General features: G+C 69.1%; 23 protein-coding genes. 5 read left to right on the top strand and 18 right to left on the bottom strand.

Features of this window, described 5'->3' with window-relative positions; genetic code table 11:
- Window positions 1–68: 68 nt before the first annotated feature.
- The gene (locus tag ACE3Q8_RS08775) at window positions 69–1,730 is read right to left on the bottom strand and encodes a glycosyltransferase family 4 protein (protein WP_374469888.1); all 1,662 of its coding nucleotides are present in this window, start codon (window positions 1,728–1,730) and stop codon (window positions 69–71) included.
- A gap of 97 nt (window positions 1,731–1,827) precedes the next feature.
- Between ACE3Q8_RS08775 and ACE3Q8_RS08770 the strand changes: the two genes are divergently transcribed.
- Window positions 1,828–4,071 (top strand): alpha/beta fold hydrolase, encoded by a 2,244-nt coding sequence (locus tag ACE3Q8_RS08770; protein WP_374469887.1) that lies wholly within the window; start codon window positions 1,828–1,830, stop codon window positions 4,069–4,071.
- Here the strand turns inward: ACE3Q8_RS08770 and ACE3Q8_RS08765 are convergent.
- The 3 genes from ACE3Q8_RS08765 to ACE3Q8_RS08755 all read right to left on the bottom strand — a co-directional run bounded on the left by ACE3Q8_RS08765 (window position 4,068) and on the right by ACE3Q8_RS08755 (window position 6,395).
- Window positions 4,068–5,156, bottom strand: a complete 1,089-nt coding sequence (locus ACE3Q8_RS08765; protein WP_374469886.1) for a DegT/DnrJ/EryC1/StrS family aminotransferase — start codon at window positions 5,154–5,156, stop codon at window positions 4,068–4,070. The genes ACE3Q8_RS08770 and ACE3Q8_RS08765 overlap by 4 nt on opposite strands.
- Entirely contained in the window at window positions 5,153–5,560 is a 408-nt protein-coding gene (locus tag ACE3Q8_RS08760) for an FdtA/QdtA family cupin domain-containing protein (RefSeq protein WP_374469885.1), read from the bottom strand. The genes ACE3Q8_RS08765 and ACE3Q8_RS08760 overlap by 4 nt, the downstream gene beginning before the upstream one ends.
- A gap of 97 nt (window positions 5,561–5,657) precedes the next feature.
- Complete coding sequence (locus ACE3Q8_RS08755; RefSeq protein WP_374469884.1) at window positions 5,658–6,395, bottom strand: hypothetical protein; 738 nt, start codon at window positions 6,393–6,395, stop codon at window positions 5,658–5,660.
- Between the two features lie 157 nt (window positions 6,396–6,552).
- Here ACE3Q8_RS08755 and ACE3Q8_RS08750 point away from each other — a divergent pair, with 157 nt between their 5' ends.
- A complete protein-coding gene (locus tag ACE3Q8_RS08750; RefSeq protein WP_374469883.1) occupies window positions 6,553–7,821 on the top strand; it encodes a hypothetical protein in 1,269 nt (422 codons plus the stop codon).
- On the top strand, window positions 7,821–8,837 hold the full coding sequence (locus tag ACE3Q8_RS08745) for a DUF563 domain-containing protein (RefSeq protein ID WP_374469882.1): 1,017 nt from the start codon (window positions 7,821–7,823) through the stop codon (window positions 8,835–8,837). The genes ACE3Q8_RS08750 and ACE3Q8_RS08745 overlap by 1 nt, the downstream gene beginning before the upstream one ends.
- Before the next feature lie 22 nt (window positions 8,838–8,859).
- On the opposite strand, the gene ACE3Q8_RS08740 is transcribed toward ACE3Q8_RS08745, so the two are convergent.
- The 14 genes from ACE3Q8_RS08740 to ACE3Q8_RS08675 form a co-directional block, all read right to left on the bottom strand.
- Window positions 8,860–9,822 carry a glycosyltransferase family 2 protein gene (locus ACE3Q8_RS08740; protein WP_374469881.1) on the bottom strand — a complete coding sequence of 321 codons (963 nt, stop codon included), beginning with the start codon at window positions 9,820–9,822 and terminating at the stop codon, window positions 8,860–8,862.
- An 8-nt stretch (window positions 9,823–9,830) separates the two neighbouring features.
- A complete protein-coding gene (locus ACE3Q8_RS08735; RefSeq protein WP_374469880.1) occupies window positions 9,831–10,805 on the bottom strand; it encodes a hypothetical protein in 975 nt (324 codons plus the stop codon).
- A 68-nt stretch (window positions 10,806–10,873) separates the two neighbouring features.
- Complete coding sequence (locus tag ACE3Q8_RS08730; protein ID WP_374469879.1) at window positions 10,874–11,332, bottom strand: hypothetical protein; 459 nt, start codon at window positions 11,330–11,332, stop codon at window positions 10,874–10,876.
- On the bottom strand, window positions 11,329–11,916 hold the full coding sequence (locus tag ACE3Q8_RS08725; protein WP_374469878.1) for a response regulator: 588 nt from the start codon (window positions 11,914–11,916) through the stop codon (window positions 11,329–11,331). The genes ACE3Q8_RS08730 and ACE3Q8_RS08725 overlap by 4 nt, the downstream gene beginning before the upstream one ends.
- A 3-nt stretch (window positions 11,917–11,919) precedes the next feature.
- Complete coding sequence (locus ACE3Q8_RS08720) at window positions 11,920–12,252, bottom strand: hypothetical protein (protein ID WP_374469877.1); 333 nt, start codon at window positions 12,250–12,252, stop codon at window positions 11,920–11,922.
- Window positions 12,252–12,818: a chemotaxis protein CheD gene (locus ACE3Q8_RS08715; protein WP_374469876.1), complete on the bottom strand. Its 567-nt coding sequence runs from the start codon at window positions 12,816–12,818 to the stop codon at window positions 12,252–12,254. Before ACE3Q8_RS08715 ends, ACE3Q8_RS08720 begins: the two co-directional genes overlap by 1 nt.
- Complete coding sequence (locus ACE3Q8_RS08710) at window positions 12,815–13,204, bottom strand: response regulator (protein ID WP_374469875.1); 390 nt, start codon at window positions 13,202–13,204, stop codon at window positions 12,815–12,817. The genes ACE3Q8_RS08715 and ACE3Q8_RS08710 overlap by 4 nt, the downstream gene beginning before the upstream one ends.
- The gene (locus tag ACE3Q8_RS08705) at window positions 13,204–14,232 is read right to left on the bottom strand and encodes a chemotaxis response regulator protein-glutamate methylesterase (protein ID WP_374469874.1); all 1,029 of its coding nucleotides are present in this window, start codon (window positions 14,230–14,232) and stop codon (window positions 13,204–13,206) included. The genes ACE3Q8_RS08710 and ACE3Q8_RS08705 overlap by 1 nt, the downstream gene beginning before the upstream one ends.
- On the bottom strand, window positions 14,229–15,116 hold the full coding sequence (locus tag ACE3Q8_RS08700; protein WP_374469873.1) for a protein-glutamate O-methyltransferase CheR: 888 nt from the start codon (window positions 15,114–15,116) through the stop codon (window positions 14,229–14,231). The genes ACE3Q8_RS08705 and ACE3Q8_RS08700 overlap by 4 nt, the downstream gene beginning before the upstream one ends.
- Window positions 15,113–15,580 carry a chemotaxis protein CheW gene (locus ACE3Q8_RS08695; protein ID WP_374469872.1) on the bottom strand — a complete coding sequence of 156 codons (468 nt, stop codon included), beginning with the start codon at window positions 15,578–15,580 and terminating at the stop codon, window positions 15,113–15,115. Before ACE3Q8_RS08695 ends, ACE3Q8_RS08700 begins: the two co-directional genes overlap by 4 nt.
- Before the next feature lie 5 nt (window positions 15,581–15,585).
- The gene (locus tag ACE3Q8_RS08690) at window positions 15,586–17,754 is read right to left on the bottom strand and encodes a chemotaxis protein CheA (protein WP_374469871.1); all 2,169 of its coding nucleotides are present in this window, start codon (window positions 17,752–17,754) and stop codon (window positions 15,586–15,588) included.
- Window positions 17,755–17,768: 14 nt separating this feature from the next.
- The gene (locus ACE3Q8_RS08685; RefSeq protein WP_374469870.1) at window positions 17,769–18,134 is read right to left on the bottom strand and encodes a response regulator; all 366 of its coding nucleotides are present in this window, start codon (window positions 18,132–18,134) and stop codon (window positions 17,769–17,771) included.
- Window positions 18,131–18,436 carry an STAS domain-containing protein gene (locus tag ACE3Q8_RS08680; protein ID WP_374469869.1) on the bottom strand — a complete coding sequence of 102 codons (306 nt, stop codon included), beginning with the start codon at window positions 18,434–18,436 and terminating at the stop codon, window positions 18,131–18,133. The genes ACE3Q8_RS08685 and ACE3Q8_RS08680 overlap by 4 nt, the downstream gene beginning before the upstream one ends.
- Window positions 18,437–18,439: 3 nt before the next feature.
- The gene (locus ACE3Q8_RS08675; protein WP_374469868.1) at window positions 18,440–18,601 is read right to left on the bottom strand and encodes a hypothetical protein; all 162 of its coding nucleotides are present in this window, start codon (window positions 18,599–18,601) and stop codon (window positions 18,440–18,442) included.
- 339 nt (window positions 18,602–18,940) lie between these two features.
- On the opposite strand from ACE3Q8_RS08675, the gene ACE3Q8_RS08670 reads away from it, so the two are divergent.
- Both ACE3Q8_RS08670 and ACE3Q8_RS08665 read left to right on the top strand, forming a co-directional pair.
- Complete coding sequence (locus ACE3Q8_RS08670) at window positions 18,941–19,399, top strand: MarR family winged helix-turn-helix transcriptional regulator (protein WP_374469867.1); 459 nt, start codon at window positions 18,941–18,943, stop codon at window positions 19,397–19,399.
- A 91-nt stretch (window positions 19,400–19,490) separates the two neighbouring features.
- The gene (locus ACE3Q8_RS08665) at window positions 19,491–20,285 is read left to right on the top strand and encodes a crotonase/enoyl-CoA hydratase family protein (protein ID WP_374469866.1); all 795 of its coding nucleotides are present in this window, start codon (window positions 19,491–19,493) and stop codon (window positions 20,283–20,285) included.
- The last annotated feature ends 51 nt before the right edge of the window (window positions 20,286–20,336 follow it).

Below are 20,336 nucleotides of genomic sequence, written 5' to 3'. Positions count from 1 at the left end.
CTGTTGGAGCCTCGCGCCTTGAGGCTCAGCGGGGAGAAACGACTCTGCCGCCCGTTTGGTGCCGCCGCCTACGTCAGCCAGTCGACAATGCCGTGCTTGGCCATCCAGACCAGAGCCATGTGCAGCGCGCGGCGCCGCTCCGCCGGGAAGGCCACGAGCAGGTCGCGGACGGTGGCCGCTTCGCCGGCGACCAGCAGCTCCAGCGCGCGGCGGCACTCCTCGGGTCCCGCACGCCAGCCGGCGAACGCCCGGTCCAGGCGGACGCCCTGCGCCGCCTCCAGGAACCGCGCCGCCTCCGCCGTGGGGAACAGCGCCGCGTCCAGCTCGAGCTGGCCGGTGGCGAAGCCGCGGAAGGCCTGGAAGGGATCGCCCTTCACCGGGTTCATCCGATGGCGGGCCGGCGGGTCCGGCGCGGCCCGGCGGACGGCCGCGAGCTCGCCGATCAGGGCGCGGTAGGCGCCTGCGATCACCGGCCAGTCGAAGCTCGCCCGCACCCGCGCCCGGCCGGCCGCGCCCATCCGGCGGCGCAGCTCGGGGCTTGCGATCAGCTCGGCCAGCGCCCCGGCCGCGCGGCCCACATGGACGGCGGTGTGCTGGGCGACGGAGCCCACGTAGGCCTGGTAGCTGTCGGCCTCCATGGTGTGGCCGAGCACCATGGAATCGCCGATCCCCACGGGCGGTGGGAGCAGGGTGGGGACGAGGAAGCCCTCCACGCCGTCGCGCACGGTGGACCGGTAGCCGTCCCAGTCGCTGGCCACCACCGGCAGCCCGGCCGCCATGGCTTCCAGCGGCGTGATCCCGAAGGTCTCCTGGATGTTGTCCACCAGCGAGAGGAAGACGTCCGCGGCGGCCCACAGCTCGCCCACCAGCGTCCGATCATTGCCGTCGAGGAAGCTGACCGCCACGTCCGGCGCATGGACGGCGGCGGCCTCGGCGAACATCTCGCGGTCCAGATCGGCCGGGAACCAGCCGGCGAGCGCGAACGCCACCTTCACCCCCGATGCGCGGGCGGCCGCCTGCACGGCCTTGAACATCGGCTGCGGGAACGCCTTCTCGAAGTAGGACAGCCGCCCGACCCAGAGGATCAGGACGTCGGCGTCCGCGAGCCCGAGCTCGGCGCGACGACGGGCGCGCACGTCCGGCCGGTCCGCCAGCGCCGCGAATCGATCGGCGTCGATGCCGAGCGGTACGATCGGCAGCGCCGGCAGCGGCGGCGGGGCGCCGCCGGTGCGTTCCGCCAGGTGCTCGCCCCAGCCGGCGAACATCTCGGCCAGCGCGTCGCGAACGCTGGGAGAGGTGCAGACGATGGCGTCCCAGGGATGCACCGGGCCGACCGAGGCCATGGCCATGGTGTGGCGAGTGGCCGGCGGGGCCAGGGTGTGCACCAGGCCGAGCAGGCTGTAGGCCCGGTCGCCCACCGTGCGGCGGCGGAGCCAGGCGAGATCGTAGAGGTTGGGCTGGCCGCGCAGCAGGGCGCCGGCCGCGGCGGCGCGCGACTGGTCTAGGATCGACCGGGCCTCCAGGCGCGTGGCGGCCGCCTGGCCCTCGAGCAGGTCCTCGGCCAGTTGGGCGTCGGCGCCGGGCCGCACGCTCAGCACCGAAAGCGTCTCGAACCCGCCGTGCACGGCGAGCGCCCGATAGAGCTCCAGGTTGGCGACATCCTTGCCGAACGGATTGTTCTTCAGGCCCAGGCGGCCGGGCGGATGGTAGATGGCGAGCCGTTCGGTCATCGACCCCTCCTATGCCGGCCCGCAGGCGCGGCGAGAAGGCTTTTACGCGCCGCCGCGACCCGCTAGGCAGGGCCATCGCCAAAACGGGGGATGCGAGTTGAGCCTGGCGTCGCTGACGCGCACGGACTTCCAGAGCGAGCTGGGTGTGACGCCGCTCTGGCACGCGGCGGGCGCGTTCGAGTCCGCCAAGCCGGTGATCGTCACCGTGACCGGCGCCTTCGCCGGCCCGGACACCATGAGCCGGCTGCCGCAGGTGATGGGCGAGGCCTGCGACTGCTTCCTGATGCACCTGCCGGGCAACCACACCCCGGCCCTGCGCGAAACGGGCGTGCGGCCTTACGCCCGGGCGCTGGAGGCGGTGATCGCCCAGGCCTTCCCGGATCGGCCGGTGATCCTGCTGGGTGTCTCGATCGGCGCGCTGGTGACACTCGCGGTCCGCGCGCCGAACGTGCGCCGGGTCGTCGCGGTGGAGCCGCCGCTGGTGATGAGCAAGCTCTGGCCCATGCGCGGGCCGCTGGCGGAGAAGGTGGCCGCGGCGCCCGACGACCCGAACCTGCGCGCCTTCGCCGACCGGGTGTTCGGGGTGACGCCGGAGGCCGCGCGCGAGGTCACCTACTTCGACCTTTTCGAGGGACTGGAGCCGCCGGTGGACGTGGTCGTCGGCGACCGGCCGCTGATGCCGCCGCGCACCGAGGAGACCTATCCCAGCTTCGTGGACACGGCGGAGCGGGACTGGCTGGGCCGCCAGCCGAACGTGGTGGTCCATGTGGCGCCCGCCGCGGGCCACAACGTGCCCTTCCAGGCGCCGCTGTTCCTGAAGGCGATCCTGGTGGAGGCGGTGGCGCGGCTCGGCCCCGTGCGGCCGCTGTCGGCCAACGACGCGGCCCTGCTCGGCCGAGCGCCCGTGGCGGCCGAGCGGGTGCTCTATGTGGGCGCGGCCCAGGCCGCGTTCGCCGCCGCCTACCGGCGCCGGAACCCGCTGGCCAGGCTGGAGGTGGCCGAGGCGCTCGACGCGGCGCCGGCGGGGCCCTTCGACCTGGTGCTGGCGGAGTCCTTCCGCGCGGCCGACGCCGGCCGGCTCGCCGCCCTCGCCGCCGGCGGCGGGACGGTGCTCGCCTGCGCCGCCCCGGTCGACGCCGCCGCCCTGGCGCGGCCGCCGTTCTCCATGGTGCGGCTAACCCCGCCCGCGCCCGACGCCGAGGCCTTCGACGACCGGCCGGTGGACCTCTGGCCCGTCCTCGGCCCGACGCCGGACCAGGCCTCGCCACAGCTCCTGGCGCTGGCCCGCAAGGCGCCGGCCGCCACGCCGCTCTTCCTGCGGCTCGCCACCTTCGCGCCCAGGCTGATGGACGTGCGCACCCGCCTGCCCGCCGAGGGGCTGCGCACCGATCCGGCCCTGCGCGTGGCGCTCTGCGGGCCGACCTTCCGCGTGGACGACATCGAGCCCGAGGCGCCCAAGGTGCTCGTCCTCCAGCGTCCGGCGCTGGTGGGCGCCGACGACTGGCGCAAGGGCATGGCCGAGACGATCCGGCGCGGCTGGCTGACCGTCATGGAGGCCGACGACCATCCCGAGCTGATCGCCCAGGTCACCGGCCGTCCGGCCGAGCCGGGAAGCTGGGAGCGGTTCGCCTATGTGCATGCCGTGCAGACCTCCACGCCGGCGCTCGCGGAGGCCTTCGGCCGGTACAATCCCGAGGTGAAGATCTTCCCGAACTGCGCGTTCGAGCTGGCGCCGATGCCCGAAGCGCCGGCGCCGCGGCGGGTGTTCTACGGGGCCGTGACCCGCGGGCCCTTCGCGGTCGCGGTTGCGCGCACCCTCGGTCCCGTGGCCGAGGCCTTCCCGGAGGTAGAGTGGGTGGTGATCGGGGACCGTGGCGTCTTCGAGGCCCTTCCGGCCGCCAACAAGCGGTTCCTCGACTACATGTCCTACCCCGACTACCTGGCGCAGATGTCCGCCTGCGCGGTGTCGCTCTCGCCGGTGGACGACAACCCCCTGCAGGACACCAAGAGCGACCTGAAGTTCGTCGAGGCCTCCGCGCGTGGCGTCGTCACCCTGGCCTCGCCGGCCATCTACGCCGCGACCGTGCGGCATCGGGAGACCGGCATGATCGCCCGGCGGTTGGAGGAGTGGGCGCCGCTGCTCACCGAGCTCCTGGCCGACGAGCCGGCGCGGCTGGCGATGGCCCGGCGGGCCTGGCGGTACGTCCGCGCCGAGCGGATGTTCGCCGGCCAGCTTCCGGAGCGCCGCCGCTGGTATCAGGACCTCTGGGCCCGGCGCGAGGCGCTCACCGCCGGCGTGCTGGACCGCCTCCCTGGCCTGCGCGAGGCGCTGGCGCGCTAGCCGGCGCGCACGGCGCGCGCCACCTCCTTCACCGCTTCGAGCGGCATCTCCGGCCACAGCGGCAGCGACAGGACTTCGGACGCCAGGCGTTCGGCGAGCGGGAAATCCCCGGCCCTGAAGCCGAGATGCGCGAAAGCCGGTTGGAGGTGGCAAGGCCTAGGGTAGTGAACGAGCGTCTCGATCCCGCTCGCCGACAAATTTGCCTGCAGCGCATCTCGGTGCTGCGACCTGATCACATAGAGATGATAAACGTGCGTGGCCCAGTTCGCCTCGCGCGGCGCTACGACTGGAAGGTCGCGCAGGTGCTCGGTGTACACGGCGGCACGCTCCCGCCGTCGCGCGTTCGCCTCGGCTAGGTGGCGCAGCCGGACACGGAGGAAGGCCGCCTGAAGCTCGTCCAGCCGCGAATTCACGCCGGAGACCTCGTGAAGGTATTTTTGGCGTGAACCGTAGTTCCGAAGCAGACGAAGTCGGTCAGCGAAAGCTGCATCGGACGTAGTTACGGCGCCGGCATCGCCTAACGCGCCCAAGTTCTTGGTCGGATAGAAGCTGAACGCCGTCGCGTGCGCTAGGGAGCCAACGGGTCGTCCGTGGTATGCGGCTCCGTGGGCTTGCGCCGCATCCTCGAGGACAAAGAGCCCATATCGCTCCGCTACCGCCATTAGCGGCTCGATGTCGACGGGGTGGCCATATAGGGAGACCGGCAGAATCGCCGCCGTGCGATCGTTCACCGCTGCAGCCACCGCTGCAGGGTCGATGGTCAGCGTGAGAGGATCGGGTTCGACCGGCCTCACCCGCGCCCCGACCGCCTCAACGGCCAGCCAAGTAGCGACGAACGTGTGGGATGGAGCGATCACTTCGCTCCCCGGCCCGACGCCGGCGGCTCTGAGGGCGAGAGTGAGTGCGTCCAGGCCGTTGCCAACGCCGATCGCGTGCTCGACGCCGCAAACGGCCGCGAACTCGGCCTCGAAGGCTTCAACTTCCGGCCCCAGAATGACCCAACCGGAGTCGAGCACCCGCTCGAAAGCTTCTCTCAACTCAAGCCGGAGGCTCCTGCCCTCCAGGCCCAGGTCGAAGAACCTCATGCCCGCGCCTGCGTTAGAAACTCATCGAAGTCGCGGATGTAGTCGGCTTCTTCGTAGTGGGTGGACGCAAGCACAAGGCAAACAGACCCGGACGAGAAGTTCTCGATCTCGCGCCACAGCATCGGACCGATGTGCAGCCCTCGGTTGGGGCGGTTCAACGTGACGGTCTGTTCCAGCCGGCCGTCGTGCAGACGAACATCGAAGCTTCCCGAGACGGGGACAAGCAACTGGTGGAGCGCCTTGTGGGCATGGCCAGCGCGGATTGATCCGCTCGGAACGTCATAGAGATAATACACTCGCTCGATCGGGAACGGCACGTGTCGGTTTGACTCTACGAAGCACAGGTTGCCTCGCGGATCGGAAACGACCGGCAGATCGATGAACTTGCTGAGCTCGGCTGACATTAGCACTCCACCAGAGGCGCCCAGTGTCGCCAGTCGGGCTGGTATGAACGACGACAACGCGGCCTGACAAGCGGCGGCCGCTGATCCTTGCGCCCGCTCAGCTGAGCTCCTCGTCGCCGGGTGGCGCGGCCGCCGGATAGCCCCTTCGGAACCGCAGAGGCCACGGATAGGCGGGCTGCCCCGACCCATCCCGCATCTTCACCTCCGAAGCAGGCTTGATGAACCGCGCAGGATTCCCGAGAACCAGGGCTCCGGGCTCGACGTCCCGGGTGACGGACGAATGGGCGCCCACCACAGCGTGCGCGCCTATTTTCACCCCGGGCAGCACCACCGACATGGTCGCTATGACGGCATAGTCGCCGATCTCGCAGCCCTCGCATAGGTCGCTGGGAGGGTTGGGGTCGTTGGTCAGCACCACATAGGGGAAGATCCAGACGTAAGCGCCGATGATGGAGGCTTTCCCGATGTGCACGTTGCTGTGGCTGCGGAAATGCTCGCCGATATGGCAGTCGCCCTGGATGTCGGTCAGCGTACCCAGTTGGCAATCCGCACCGATCTTTGCGCCCTCCCGGATCGTCACGTGGTGCCCCGTCCGGAGTCCCTCTCCGATCCGCGATCCCTCGTAGAGCACGCTGTGCGAGCGGATCAGGGCGCGGCGCTCCAGTACGAGCGCGCGCCCGCCCGAGAGTGGAGTTGGGTGGCCGATCTCGCAGTGGCTGCCGATCGAGCAACCATCGCCGATCTCCACGTTACCATGGATAATGGTGTACGGCCCAACGGTGGTATGGGAGCCGAGGCGTGCGTTCGGATCGACATGCGCTGTGGGGTGGATCACTGGTCGTCGCTTGGCCTTGTTTGCCGCCACGATCCGCCGGCGTTCGGGCGGGCTCGGCGGCGCCGGTGTATGTTGACGAATGTTCGCGCGTCTGCGACGGCGCAGTCAATCAGCCGGGCGAACGCTCCGCACTGGCCGGCGTAAAGGAGCACGGACGTTGGATCTGGAGCAGCTCAGCCCCGAATTGGCGGAGGCAGTCCAGAACGCGGGGTCACCGAAGGACCTGGATTCTATTCTCAAGAAGATCTTGCTGCTCTACAATCCTGTCCTGGCCCCGGGCGCACAGGGCTACAAGCTCTTCACCCCAGACCTGGACAAAGCGATCCCTCACGTCGGCGAGGTGCTTCGGCTGCACGACCGGCCGGGCGCCAAGAGCAACGAGAATGTCTGCATCGTCGCAAGCCAGTTCTTCCAGGTCGGAGGACATACCCGCATCGCAGCCGACATTAGTCGCCTCATCGGGGGCGCCCGCGTCACAATCATCCTGACGGAGACCTACCTCAACACCCCATACGGCGCTCTGTTGCAGGGAAGGATGGACGGCATCGGGCTCGAGCACCGAGCGTTCATCCTGCTAAAAGCCCCAACGATGTCGGAACGCACGATGGAGCTCTACAGCATCCTCTGCGCGATCCAGCCGACGCGGATCTTCCTTCTCAACAATCACCTGGATTCTTGCGCCGTGGCCGCGACCTACCCATTCCGCAGCATCACGGATTTCATCCACCACTGCGACCATGAACCCTGCCTCGGAGCGACCCTGCCGTACGCGACGCACGCCGATCCCACCTACGGTGTTCATCACCATTGCGGGGTCTACGGCGTATCGGCGATCTACTCCTCGATGACGGTCCCGGGCTTGGACATCACCATGCCGCCGCTGCGCGACTCAACCGGGCCACTGCGGCTCGCCACGTGCGGGCACCTCAAGAAGTACCGCTACCCTGGACATTTTCGCTGGGCCGACTGGGCGGTGGCCTGCCTGCAGGGCCATGACGCGGTCATGACTCATATGGGGCCGGTGGACGAGGCCTTCGCCAATGAAATCCGTGGGAGCCTCACCGAAGCCGGGATCGACCCGACGCGCTACAGCTTTGTCGGCCCTGTGGCCAGTCTTCGCGCTGAACTCCTGAGGCGCGGGATCGATGTCTACATTTCGAGCGCTCCCGAGACCGGGGGGAGGGCGAACCTCGAGGCCCTCTCGGCCCGCATTCCCCTTCTGGTGCCGCTGGATCCCAATCTGCCGCCGCTCTACCGCTTCGACCTGCCGCTCTCCGGCTGGCGCTCGGTCGAGCGTCCCGATCAGATGCAGTGCGCGATCGTCGAATGTGCCGGGCTAAGCGTCGGATTGCGCTCCGACACCTATACGGCCGAGCTGAGAAGCGAACTAGGGCGGTTCGAGGCATTCGTGCTGGACGCGGGCTGATGGGTGAGGCGCCGGTGGTCGGTATGGCCGTGACCAGCCTGGAGCGATCGGCCGTTCACAAGTTCCAGGACGCCACCTTGGTAGCGGGCTCCTCTATGGTGTTTTCTTCCGACCTGGCCCGGGGGAGCCTCCTGCATCCTTTCAATCCGACTAGAGAATATCTGCAGGAAGAGGTGATGGGGCGAATCACCCGGAGCGATGGCGGGGCGAGGTTTGTCTTCGCGCAGCCGCCGCGTCGCGTTGCTCGCCTAGAGGGGGATGCGGTGCCCCTCAACCTGATCCACCCGAACAACTACTACCACTTCCTCATTGAGGCCCTGCCATCCATCGTCGCTCTCAACGAGAGCGGACACATAACCCCTGACACCACTCTGGTGACCGGCATCCTCCATCCTAACATGTGGTGGGCGCTGCAGTACTGTCTCGGGCGCGCACGGCCGACGTTCCTCCAGCTCAGGCTGAATCAGAGCGTAATGTGCACCCGTGTCGTAGCGGCGCCGCCCGCGGCTCATGCCGCGGAGCTGACCGACGGGAGCGTTTCCAGCTACGAATATGATTGGCCTGCGATCCGACGCCTTCGGGAAGTTTTGGCGCCCCTGGTTGCCAGACTGGCTGGCGATCAGCGGCGGAAGCTGTTCATTCGCAGGCGCTCGCCTGTCCGGGACCTCGTGAACAGCGAGCAGTTGGAACAACTCGCCACCGCCGCCGGGTACCAAGTGATTGATCCGGGGGGGCTCAGCTTCGTCGATCAAGTCAGGATATTCAGCTCCGCCTCGCGCGTGATCGGTCCGACGGGGGCCTGGGCGGCCAACCTGCTGCTTGTCCCGCAAGACGCCCAGGTCACGGTGCTCTATCCTGAGCCATGCCGGACGGGCACTTCAGCCTGGCGCGGACTGGGCGCGGCAGTCGGCGTCGAGGTCCGCGACCTGTACTGCGAAGTGGCTGTCCGCAATGAGAGGCAGCCGATCCATTCCCACTTCGTCTGCGAACCCGAGCGGCTCGCGGAGGTTCTCTGAGTCCGGTTCAACCCGAGCGGGCTCAGCCCGGGTGCGCCGCCTTTCGGCTTGCCACCAGTTCCTCGGCCCACTTGAGATCAGACAAGAAGTCGTGCGTCAGCAACTGCGTCTCGCCGCCGGCGAGGGCGGTGCGCAACTCCGGAAGCTTCGCGCGACGCCGGGCGAGTTCGGGGAAACCGCGTTCGAAGCTTCGGTAGAGCTGGTCCATGCGCGGCATGGCGGCAAGCGCCTCTTGTGGTGTGACGAGCGCGGCTTCGACCGCGCCACGAAGGAAGAGCTCCCATTCGAGCAGGCCGAAAGAGAACCCGGGAGCCGTCTGGGATGATGTGACCTGAGCGGCGTGCCGCCGGAACGCCGCGTGAAACGCCGGTACGCCCACGCAGCCACCCTCACGCGATGCGTTCAGATAGAAGCAGACATCGATGAGGTGGCGGACCCGCTGGCCAGCGAAGCTGTCTAGGCATCGGGCGCTGGCGAACGCTGAACGGCGAATGAGCAGGTTCGTCGGTTCGCCAAGAGGATTCATCAGGTGCCGCGTGATCCAACGCGCGACGACGCCACGGTCGAATGCCCGAAGCTGATCGCCGGCGAACGCGCGCGGCGAAGCGGTTACCAAGCCGGCGTCGTCTACGATGTGCCGGAAACAGAAGGCGAAGTTCGCGTCCGAAGCCTGGCTGAGCGCCGTCGTGAGTTCGGCGAGGCAGAAGGGGAGGAGGAAGTCGTCATCGTAGACGTACTTCAGCATGTCGCCAGCGGCATTCTCCCACAGATGCACGCTGTTCGGCACTAGGCCTTGGCGCGGCCCTTCAATCAGGCGTATCCGCGGGTCGCGAAAGCCGCCCACGACCGTCTTCACCTCATCACCAGCGCAATCGTCAGAAATCAGGAGCTCGAAATCTCCGAAGCTCTGCGCGAGAACGCTCGCGATCGCCTGTGAGAGGTACGCTGGTTTGAAGGCGGGAATGGCGACCGTGACGGCGGGCACGATAGGCCTCAGGCGGACGGGTGCGTCAGGATGAACCGCTCGGCGCTCTCCCAAAGCACCAGCGCCGGACGCTGCGCAGCGACAGTGTCCCACTGGACATCCTTTGACCACGTGAAGGTGACCTTCTGGAACACGGATGAGAGCGCGGGTGAGAATCCCGCATCGAAGGCGAAGCTGTCCCCAAAGATGAGCGCATGACCTGGGTGAGGGGCACGCGCATTCTCCAGTACGTAGCGGCTCCCGACATGCCGTCGTGTGAGTTCGTACAGGCGATTATCCTCGGTCATCACGCCGGCGGGAACCAGCGTGAGCGCGGGCTCGAGCGGCGCTGGGTCGAAGAAGTGCACCGGCAGATCGTGCGACGTGATTACCCGCTCCACTGAGAAGGCTAGGTCATCCAGTGCCATGCCCGGCAAGGCACGCCTGAGGACCGCCTCCAGAGCGGCTATCGCGCCCGAGGCGGTCCAGTGGGAATTGCGCCGCGAGAAGACCGGCGCAAGAGATTTGCAGTCGAGCAACTCCTGTTCTGGATAAATGAGGCGGTCCTCTGGGGTGATGGTGGCAAGCAACTGCCGTACTGGCCGCGAGGCCCCGTCCGGGCCACCGGTGGGCCAACGCTTCTCCGGGTAGATGACCTGTTTCTCCGGAATGATGAGATTCCAGAGCCGCGTCTCCTGCCTTGCCGCGTTTATCTGGCGCTGCGCCAGGAGCGATCGCCACGACGAGATCCAAGCCTCTGGTGCCGGCCTTTCATGCGAGAACTGTGTCTCCCAGCGATTAGAGCCATCGGCAATGAACAGGTAACCCTCGTGGCCAGCCACCGCGACGCCGCCCGCAGAAAGTACCCCAGGCTTGAGATAAGCCGCAGGCGTATCGCGGCCAGCTTCGGCGTCCAGTCGAAGATCCAGTTCGTGGACGTCCCCACGCCGGAGGCCGCCGCGACGAGTCTGATAGCCTGAAACTTGCAAGCTCGCTTCCGTCATCTCGCCCGGGATGCCAGCCTTTAGCAGCCCTCACCTCGCGCGCGAAAGCAACTGTCCGGTCGGGAACCTCAGGCCACGCTCGCCGCGACCTGGCGCAGGCCGGTGAGCACCTGGGCGCGGTGCGCTTCCGCGTGGGATTCGGGCTGGCGCAGGAGCTTGAGGCCGTCCAGATGCACCTCGATCATCGGCCGGCTGTATCGGCCGCCCGCCTGGAAGCGGCTGATCAGCTCGCAAAGGCTATAGGCGGCCTCGCCAAGCTGGCCCAGGCCGAACACGCCGGCCACGGCGACGATCCGGTTGGCTTCCACGTACATCCGCTGCAGGGCGCGGGGCTCGGGCTCGCGCAGCCCCTCGCCAAGGGCGAGGATCTCGGCCATGGCGCGGTCGATGTCGTCCAGCGTCGGCTGGCGGACCTCTTCCACGCGCTCCTCGGCGGCGGCAATCGCCTGCTCCGCAGACAGGCCGCCCTTCTTGACCACGGTCTTCGCCAGCCGGTTCTCGTACTTGAAAATGTTGGCCGGTTTCACGCCACGGCTCTCCTGGGATTCATCAACATGTCGATCTCGTCCTGGCCGAGATCGGGCCCGATGGGCAGGCCCACCTCCGTGCCCAGGTCGTCGTGCCGGCGACCCTTCTCCCCGGCCGGCGGGCCGAAGGCTTTGTGGCGGCGGTCCGGGCCGACGTAGCCCTCCGCCTCGACGAACTGGCGCTGCTCCTTCGCGAGCCACATCAGCCGGTCGTACATCACGGGCGGGGTGAGCGGCTTGGCCACCACGAAGTTGCCGCCGCAGTCGCGGCCCCGGACGACGTTGCTGGGCGCGGTGTGCCCGCAGATCAGCATGATCGGCGCCAGGCGGTTGGGATTGTCCTCCAGGCGCCGCAGCCGGGTGACGAAGTCGTAGCCGCCGCCGTCGGGCAGGTCGCAGTCGACCACCAGCAGGTCGAAGGCGGCGCTCGCCACCACGCTCTCGGCGTCCTCGACGGTGGTGCACTTGCGGATGCCCTTCACGCCGAAGCCGATGAACATCTGGCCCAGGATATCGAGCTCGGTGCCGCTCGCCTGCAGGAGCAGCACCGTGGCCTTGCCGAGGTTGAGGCGCGGCTCGGCCACGGTTCAGGTCCCGAAGAAGTCCAGCTCGCCCGGGTCCGCGGCGGTGCGCGCGCGGCCGGTCAGGGCGGCGGCGAGGTCGCCAAGGGTGAGCTTGCGGGCCGCCGCGTCGGCGTCGACGCGCCAGTCCGCGGGCAGCGCGCCGGCGACGTTCTCCAGGAAGTCGGCCAGTCCAGCCGTGCGTTGGGTGATCAGGTCGAGCGCCTGCGCGTCGGCCGCGCCCTGCGACAGGGCGCGCGACAGCGCCGCCTGCAGGGCCTCGCAGCGGCCGGAAAGCTCCTCGAGCTCGGCGGCGCAGGCGGTGAGCACCGCCTCGAGCGGCTGGGTGGTGTCGGGCATCAGAACAGCTCCAAGGCCCCGGTCTGGGGCGCCGGCGCGGGCGGGGCGACGGTTTCGGCCTCGAAGGCCGCACGGTCGCCGAGCAGCACCTGCCGGGCGCGGCCGCTGACCGGCCAATACTGGATGCGGCGGCCGGAATCGCCGCGCAGCGAGCCGCCGACGAGCTTCAGCTTCTCGCGCGCCACGAACTCCTCGGCGAACTTGGCGTTGGAGGCGCCGACGTCGGTCAGACCCTTCACCAGTCGGCCGCCGCCGAACAGCTTGACCTCGAGGCGGTCGCGCCGCGCGCCGCGGGCGAGCAGGGCGTTGACCAGGAGCTCCATGGCGTGGACGCCGTAGCGGACGGACTCCGGGTCGCCCTCCTCGGCCTTCGGGCCGCCGGGGAGCAGGAAGTGGTTCATCCCGCCGATCCCCGCCACGGGGTCGCGCATGCAGGCCGAGACGCAACTGCCGAGTATGGTCGTCAGCACGGCGTCGGGATCGTCCGTCACCACGTGCTCGCCCTGGACGACGTGGATTGGCCGCTTCGCCAGGTCGGCGTATCGGGCTCCGCCCACTGCGCTCATGTCAGGGGACCGAAGACCGCCTCGATCTTCCCCTTCAGCGTCGCGACGGTGAAGGGCTTCACCAGGTAGTTGTTGACCCCGAACTGCACGGCGCGCTGCACCAGCTCCTTGTCGGCCCGGCCGGTGAGCATGATGAAGGCGGTGCTGCGGATCGGCTCGTGGCTGCGGATAGCGCGCAGCAGGCCAAGGCCGTCGAGCTTGGGCATGTTGAAGTCGGAGATCACCAGGTTCGGGGACTCGGTGAGCACCGCGCGCAGGCCCGCCTCGCCGTCGCCGGCCTCGGCGAAGTGGCGGAAGCCGAGCTGCTCCAGGCCGTTGCGGACCAGGGAGCGCATGGTTTGCTGATCATCGACGATGACGACCTTGATGGAGGACGCGGCGGGCATCAGGTTCTCTCGCTTGCGGAGGTCGCGGGCGCTTTCAGCATCTCGGCGGCGAGACGGTCGAGCGGCGCCTGGCGCTCGACGGCACCGATGTCGAAGGCGGCCTTGGGCATGCCGTAGACCACCGAGGTGGCCTCGTCCTGGCCGAGCGTGCGGGCGCCGGCCTGGCGCATGGCGAGCAGGCCCTGGGCGCCGTCGCGGCCCATGCCGGTAAGGATCACCCCGACACCCTTGCGTCCGTAGACGCGGGCCATGGAGTTGAAGAGCACGTCCACCGACGGACGGTGGCCGTTCACGCGCTCTCCGGGCTGCACCCGGCAACGGTTGCCTTCGGTGACCTCCAGGTGGTGGTCGCCGCCGGGCGCCAGGTAGATGCGGCCGCTCTCCAGCGGGGCGCCGTCGCGGGCCTCCTCGCATTGCGGCGCGCAGAGCCGGTCCAGGCGTTCGGCGAAGCTCTTGGTGAAGGTGCCCGGCATGTGCTGGGTGATCACCGTCGGCGGGCAGTTCGCCGGGAAGCGGGTCAGGATGGTGATCAGCGCCTCGACGCCGCCCGTGGACGAGCCGATGGCGATCACCCGCCCGTCGGGCGCGTGCTCCAGCCGCTCGGGCGGCTTGGCGGTGGCCGCGGGGGTCGGCGTGGGGCGCACGCGCGCCCGGGCCGCCGCCTTCACCTTGGCCGCGAGGTCGTCGAACGAGTCGGCGCCGCCCGTGGACGGCTTGGCCACGCAGTCGATGGCGCCAAGAGACAGGGCCTCGAGTGTCGCCTCGGCGCCGCGGACGGTGAGGGTGGAGACCATCACCACCGGCATCGGCCGCAGGCGCATGATCTTCTCGAGGAAGTCGAGGCCGTTCATGTTCGGCATCTCGACGTCGAGGGTGATGACGTCGGGGTTCAGCGCCTTGATCGCCTCGCGCGCCTCGAGCGGGTCGCCGGCCTGGCCGACCACCTCGATCTCGGGATCGCGGCGCAGGGTGGCCGCGATCAGGCTGCGCATGGTGGCGCTGTCGTCGACGATGAGGACCCGGATCATCGGGCGCCTCCGCTGAACCGGTAGGTGGTGACCCCGTCGGTGACGAACCGGTGTGCGTCGGGGCCGCAGACCCGCTCGGAGTGTCCGATGTAGAGCGCCGCGTTCGGCGCCATCAGCGGCACGAACCGGCTGAAGATCTTTTCCTGCGTGGATTCCTCGAAGTAGATCAGCACGTTGCGGCAGAAGACCGCCTGGAACTGGCGTTTCATCGGCCAGTCGCCGATCAGGTTCAGCTCGTTGAACACCACCAGCCGGCGCAGCGGCTCCGAGGCCCGCCACTGGTCGCCCTCGCGCTCGAACCAGCGGGCGCGCATCTCGCCCGGCACCGGGGCCATGGCCGAGGCGCCGTAGAGGCCCGCGCGGCCCTCGGCCAGCATCTTGGTGTCGATGTCGCTCGCCAGAATGCGGACGTCGTGGTCCGGCGCGTCAGGCATCAGCGACAGGATGGTCAGGGCGATCGAATAGGCCTCCTGGCCGTTCGACGACCCCGCCGACCAGATCCGCAGCGACCCGCCGCGGCGCACCTGCGGCAGCAGGCCCGGAAGCACCTGCGTCTTCAGGTGCTCGAAGTGGTGCGGCTCCCGGAAGAAGCGCGTGACGTTGGTGGTCAGCGCCACGATCATCTGCTGGCGCTCGTCCAGGCCGTCCTTGCCCGAGACCAGCTCGCAGTAGTCGCGGAAGCTCTCCAGCCCCAGCGTGCGCAGCCGCTTGGCCAGTCGCGAATAGACCAGCGTGGCCTTGGACTGGGGCAGGGCGATGCCCGCCGCGGCGTGCAGCGTCTGGGCGATCAGCCGGAAGTCGTCGGCGGTGAAGGTGAACTCGCCGTCGACGATCTGTTCTTGGCGGCCTTCGCGGAGACTCATCTGTGTGTTGGCCTGGCTCATGCCGCCGCTTCGAGTTCGCTTTCCGGCAGCACCCGGTCGAGCGAGATGAACGACACCATGCGGCCATCGATGGCGAGCAGGCCGCGGACGAAGTTGCGGACCATCTCCGAGGCGACGTCCGGCGTCGGCTGGATCTGGTCGTCGCTGACGGTGAGGATGTCGGAGACCGCGTCCACCAGCAGGCCGACGATCTGCTTCTCCACCTGGGCGACGATGATCACGTGGCGCGCGGTCGGCTCGGCGGCCCCCAGGCCCAGGCGGGCGCCCAGGTCGACGATCGGCAGCACCGCGCCGCGCAGGTTGATGACCCCGCGCACGAAGGGCGGCGCCTGGGGGAGCGCGGTGGCCGGGGTCCAGCCCCGGATCTCGCGCACCGACATGATGTCCACGCAGAACTCCTGGGCGCCGATCCGGAAGGAGATCAGCTCACGGCCCAGGCCGGCGGCGGTGGGAGACTCGCTCATCGGGTTCATCCAACTGCTTGCATGAGGCGCGGCGCCTCGGCCACGCGCGAGGCGGCGACCAGGGCGTCGATGTCGAGGATCAGGGCGACGCGGCCGTCGCCCAGGATGGTCGCCGCGGCGATGCCGGGCACGCGGCGGTAGTTGGCTTCCAGGCTCTTGATGACCACCTGGCGCTGGCCCTGGATGGCGTCCACCAGCAGAACGGCGCGCGCGCCGCCCTCGCCCTCGATGAGCAGGGCGACGCCCTGCTCCGGGTCCAGGGGCTCGGTGCGGTAGCCGAGGGAAAGGCCGACGTCGACCAGCGGCACGTAGGCGCCGCGGATGGAGATCACCCGGGCGCCGCCGCCCAGGGCGTGCACCTCGGAGGACTTCGGCTGCAGGGTCTCGACGATGGCGGTCAGCGGGGCGACCAGGGTCTGCTCGCCGGAGCCCACCACCATGCCGTCCAGCACCGCCAGGGTCAGCGGCAGGCTCATGGTGAAGGTGGAGCCCTGGCCGGGGCGCGAGGCGATGGAGATACGGCCGCCGAGCTCCTGGATGGAGCGCTTGACCACGTCCATGCCAACGCCGCGGCCGGAGATGTCGGACACCTCGCTGGCCGTCGAGAAGCCCGGCATGAAGATCAGGTTGTCGATCTCCTCGTCGGTGAGCTGCGCCTCGGCCGCGATCAGGCCCTTGTCGATGGCGATCTGCTTGACGCGCTCGCGGTTGATGCCCGCGCCGTCGTCCGCCACCTCGATGACGATCCGGCCGGACCGGTGCAGGGCCGACAGGCGCACGAGGCCCTCGGGATCCTTGCCGACCTCCTTACGCTTCTCGGGCTTCTCCAGCCCGTGGTCGATGGCGTTGCGGATCATGTGCGTCAGCGGATCGGCGAGACGTTCGATGACGGTCTTGTCGACCTCGGTGCCTTCGCCCTCGGTGATCAGGCGCACCTGCTTGCCCGTGGCGCTGGCCACTTCGCGAGCCAGGCGCGGCATCCGTTGGAACACGGACTTCACCGGCTGGGCGCGGATGGCCATCACGCTGTCCTGGATCTCGCGCGTGAGCTGCTCCAGCTCGTCGAGGCCCATGGCGACGCTCGAGGCGCGGGCGAGGCCGGCCTCGGTCACCCGCTGGGACAGCATGGCCTGGTTGATGACCAGCTCGCCGACGAGGTCGATGAGGCGGTCCACGCGGTCGAGGTCGACGCGGATGGTGGGCGCCGCCTGAGCCGCAGCCGCCGGCGCGTTGGTCGCCGCCTTGGCGGGGGAGGCCGCCGGGGCGGGCGCGCTCGGAGCGGCCGCAGTCGTGGGCTCAGGCGCCGGGCTAGGGTCCCCGACAGAGGCCTCCTGGGCCTTGGCGATGAGCGAGGCGATGTCGAGATCGGGGTCCCCGGCAGCCGCGGCCGGCGTGGGGTCGGCTTCCGCCGCCGTCTCGGCGCCGGCAGGCCTCACGTCCAGTTCGCAGTCGCCGTCGACCCACTCGAACACTTCGCGGACGGCGCCTTCGGTGGCGTCGCCCGTCACCCGCACGGTCCAGGACAGGTAGGAACCTTCCGGATCGAGGTGCGGCAGCAGCGGAAGGGCGGAGGCGTCCAGTTCGACCTCGACCTCGCCGATGCGCGACAGCTCGCGCAGCAGCAGGACGGTCTCGTTGGCCTTGGCGTAGAGGTCGGCGCGAGGCTTGAAGTGGACGGTCCAGCCGCCGCCGGCGGCGGCCGGCTCGGGCGCGCCGGGGATCGGGACGGCCAGGGGCTGGAAGTCCAGGTCGCCCATGCCGTCGTCGTCGGCGCCGCCCGCATCGGCCTCGCCGCCCGCGAACGCGTTGAGCTCGGCCGCGAGCTCGTCGCAGCGCGCCTGGTCGACGGTTCCGCCGTCGCGGCCGGCCCGGACCAGGTCGGCCAGCACGTCGGCCGCGCGGAGCATGACCTTCAGCAGGTCGGGGGTGGGTGCGAGCTTTTCGCTGCGCACCTGGTCGAGCGTGGTCTCGAAGACGTGGGCGAAGCGCACGAGATCGTCGAGGCCGAACGCGCCCGCGCCGCCCTTCACCGAGTGCACCGCCCGGAACACCGCGTTGACGGTCTCGGAACCGTCGTCGCCGCCTTCCATCGCCAGCAGGCCGGACTCCAGTTCGGCGAGCTGCTCCTCGCACTCCTGGAAGAAGGTGGCCTTGATTTCCGCCATCGGGTCCAAGCGACCGACTCCTCTTAGGCGGCGACGCGGCGGATCGCGTCCACCAGCTTTTCCGGGTTGAAGGGCTTCACGATCCAGCCGGTCGCGCCGGCGTCGCGCGCCCGCTGCTTCTTCTCGGGATCGCTCTCGGTGGTGAGCACCAGGATGGGCACGGTGCGGTGCCGCTGGTCGGCGCGGACGCCCTCGATGAAGCCGTAGCCGTCGAGCCGGGGCATGTTGATGTCGGTGACGATGACGTCCGGCTGGGCGTCGTCCAGGACTTCGAGGCCATGCTGGCCGTCCTCGGCCTGCAGGACGGTGTAGCCCGCCTGCACCAGCGCCATGCGCAGCATGTCGCGCATGGTGCGAGAATCGTCGACCGTAAGGATGGTCAGGCTCATGCCGCAAGCTCCGCGGGTTGGAAGTAGGTCGGGTAGGGCGCGCCGAGCAGCGCGAGGATTTCGACGAAGGAGTCCGAGGGCTCCGTGACGGCGAACTTCGCGCCGTCCTCCGCCCAGGTGTTCCGGGCCGACAGCAGCACCTGGAAGCACTGGGCGCCCATCCGCTCCACCGCGGAGGCGTTGACGGTGACGTCGCGGCCGCGGAGCGCGATCAGCGCCTGGGCCAGCGGGGTCGCCGCCTTAAGGTCGAGGACGGGGGCCAGGTCTAGGCTGGCGGGTTCGGCGTCTTCGGGAGTGCCCATGGCTTAGAATTCTTCCTTGTCCATGTCGGGAGCCGTATCGGCGGCGGGCTGCGCGTCGCCGGACGTCGGGCTGCAGAACAGCGCGCCGCCGAGGGCGGTGACGGCCGCGGCCCGCATTCTTGCGACGACCGGCCCGCGCGGATTCCTCAAGTTGTCGACAAACATCCGATGCAGCCCCTGGTAGGCGATAAACTTCGAGAATTCGCCTACTTGCACTTCTGGCGGGGGTGTCTTGAAAAATGATTACCCGAGAGGCAGTAAAGACGTTCGGCCCCAAAGTGGGTAATGAGACGTTATCGCGCTAATCAATGCGCGTTGCCACTGGATTCTCTAACGAAATCCCGCCCTGAGTTAATGTCGGCGGTAGGTTTGAGTCCTCGGTCGTCAGCAGTGAACACTATTTGGACACATTGTCGCATTGCAGCATAGGCGACGCAGTTTAGCTTGGCGATGCCAAGCATTATTCAGATTACGGATTGTCTGGCTGTATTTCGGAGCCGATAGATGTCCCAAAGCCACCGTGTCTCCTCTGACACCGACGTCCGCGCCGCCCTCGCCCAGGGTCTGCTGCTGGCCGGCCGGCGTTGGCGAGCGCGGCTGAACGAGCGGCTCAAGTCCATCGGCCAGACCGACGCCCGCTGCGCGGCGCTGGCCGAGATCGCCGGCGCCCACGATGGCGTCGTCCAGCGGGAACTCTCCCAGCGCCTCGGGGTCGAGGAGCCCACCGTGGTTCGCCTGATCGACGCCCTGGAAGCCCAGAACTGGGTCGAGCGCCGCGCCCACCACGGCGACCGTCGCGCCAAGGTCGTGCGGATCAAGCCGGGCGCCGCCCCGGTGCTCGAGCAGGCCCAGGGCATCGTCGCCGACCTGCAGGAAGAGCTGTTCGCCGACATGAACCCGGCCGACCTCGACGCCTGCCTGCGCGTGCTGGGCCAGCTCTCGGAGCGGCTCGGCCGCGACTGAGCCCAAGGCTCCGCGCCAACAATTCGCTGGATGAGCCGCCCCGCCCGTCGCATCTGACCTCTGCAAAACGACCCGCAGAGGAGACGAGGGGATGGACCTGCTCACTGTCGAGCGCCGCGGCAAGATCGCCGTGCTGACGATCAACCGGCCGGACGCCATGAATGCGCTGGGCGCGCCCGGCGACGGCGACCAGGTGGCCGCCGCCTGTGCGGAGATCAACGCCGATCCCTCGATCCGCTGCGTGGTGCTGACCGGCGCCGGCCGCGCATTCTCCGCCGGCGGTGACGTGAAGGCGATGCAGGCGCGCACCGGCGCCTTCGCCGGCTCCGGCGTGGAGATCCGCGAGGGCTACCGCAGCAACATCCACCGCGTCGTCCGCGCCATCTACGGCCTCGAGGTCCCCTCGATCGCCGCGGTGAACGGTCCCGCGATCGGCCTAGGCTGCGACGTCGCCTGCATGACCGACATCCGCATCGCCGCGGAGGAGGCGAAGTTCGGGGTGACTTTCCTGAAGCTCGGCCTGATCCCCGGCGACGGGGGCGCCTGGCTGCTGCCGCGGACCATCGGCATGAGCCGCGCCGCCGAGCTCCTGTTCACCGGCGACGTCATCGATGCCCGGACCGCCTGCGACTGGGGCCTGGTCTCCAAGGTCGTGCCGCGCGAATCGCTGATGGACGCGGCGCTCGACCTCGCGAATCGCATCGCCGAGCAGCCGCCGCACGCCCTGCGGCTCGCCAAGACCCTGCTCAAGCAGGGCCAGACCGCCAGCTACGACACCATCATGGAGATGAGCGCCGCGGCCCAGGCGATCAGCCATCTCACCGAGGACCACATGGAAGGCGTCGCCGCCATCCTGGAGAAGCGCAAGCCGCGCTTCGCCGACTAGGCTCGCGCGCCTCCAGGGCTTTTGCTCCGTCCAGATCGCGGGGCCCGGCGA

Source organism: Phenylobacterium sp. (genome assembly GCF_041913825.1).
Taxonomy (GTDB): Bacteria; Pseudomonadota; Alphaproteobacteria; order Caulobacterales; family Caulobacteraceae; genus Phenylobacterium.
This window is presented reverse-complemented; position numbering and strand designations above follow the sequence as displayed.

What these genes read in the sequence shown, in the direction of transcription:
- ACE3Q8_RS08775 (WP_374469888.1), bottom strand. Translation starts at nt 1,730, where the DNA reads ATGACCGAACGGCTCGCCATCTACCATCCGCCCGGCCGCCTGGGCCTG.
- ACE3Q8_RS08765 (WP_374469886.1), bottom strand. Translation starts at nt 5,156, where the DNA reads ATGAGGTTCTTCGACCTGGGCCTGGAGGGCAGGAGCCTCCGGCTTGAG.
- ACE3Q8_RS08760 (WP_374469885.1), bottom strand. Translation starts at nt 5,560, where the DNA reads ATGTCAGCCGAGCTCAGCAAGTTCATCGATCTGCCGGTCGTTTCCGAT.
- ACE3Q8_RS08745 (WP_374469882.1), top strand. Translation starts at nt 7,821, where the DNA reads ATGGGTGAGGCGCCGGTGGTCGGTATGGCCGTGACCAGCCTGGAGCGA.
- ACE3Q8_RS08735 (WP_374469880.1), bottom strand. Translation starts at nt 10,805, where the DNA reads ATGACGGAAGCGAGCTTGCAAGTTTCAGGCTATCAGACTCGTCGCGGC.
- ACE3Q8_RS08720 (WP_374469877.1), bottom strand. Translation starts at nt 12,252, where the DNA reads ATGCCCGACACCACCCAGCCGCTCGAGGCGGTGCTCACCGCCTGCGCC.
- ACE3Q8_RS08715 (WP_374469876.1), bottom strand. Translation starts at nt 12,818, where the DNA reads ATGAGCGCAGTGGGCGGAGCCCGATACGCCGACCTGGCGAAGCGGCCA.
- ACE3Q8_RS08710 (WP_374469875.1), bottom strand. Translation starts at nt 13,204, where the DNA reads ATGCCCGCCGCGTCCTCCATCAAGGTCGTCATCGTCGATGATCAGCAA.
- ACE3Q8_RS08705 (WP_374469874.1), bottom strand. Translation starts at nt 14,232, where the DNA reads ATGATCCGGGTCCTCATCGTCGACGACAGCGCCACCATGCGCAGCCTG.
- ACE3Q8_RS08700 (WP_374469873.1), bottom strand. Translation starts at nt 15,116, where the DNA reads ATGAGCCAGGCCAACACACAGATGAGTCTCCGCGAAGGCCGCCAAGAA.
- ACE3Q8_RS08695 (WP_374469872.1), bottom strand. Translation starts at nt 15,580, where the DNA reads ATGAGCGAGTCTCCCACCGCCGCCGGCCTGGGCCGTGAGCTGATCTCC.
- ACE3Q8_RS08685 (WP_374469870.1), bottom strand. Translation starts at nt 18,134, where the DNA reads ATGAGCCTGACCATCCTTACGGTCGACGATTCTCGCACCATGCGCGAC.
- ACE3Q8_RS08680 (WP_374469869.1), bottom strand. Translation starts at nt 18,436, where the DNA reads ATGGGCACTCCCGAAGACGCCGAACCCGCCAGCCTAGACCTGGCCCCC.
- ACE3Q8_RS08675 (WP_374469868.1), bottom strand. Translation starts at nt 18,601, where the DNA reads ATGTTTGTCGACAACTTGAGGAATCCGCGCGGGCCGGTCGTCGCAAGA.
- ACE3Q8_RS08670 (WP_374469867.1), top strand. Translation starts at nt 18,941, where the DNA reads ATGTCCCAAAGCCACCGTGTCTCCTCTGACACCGACGTCCGCGCCGCC.
- ACE3Q8_RS08665 (WP_374469866.1), top strand. Translation starts at nt 19,491, where the DNA reads ATGGACCTGCTCACTGTCGAGCGCCGCGGCAAGATCGCCGTGCTGACG.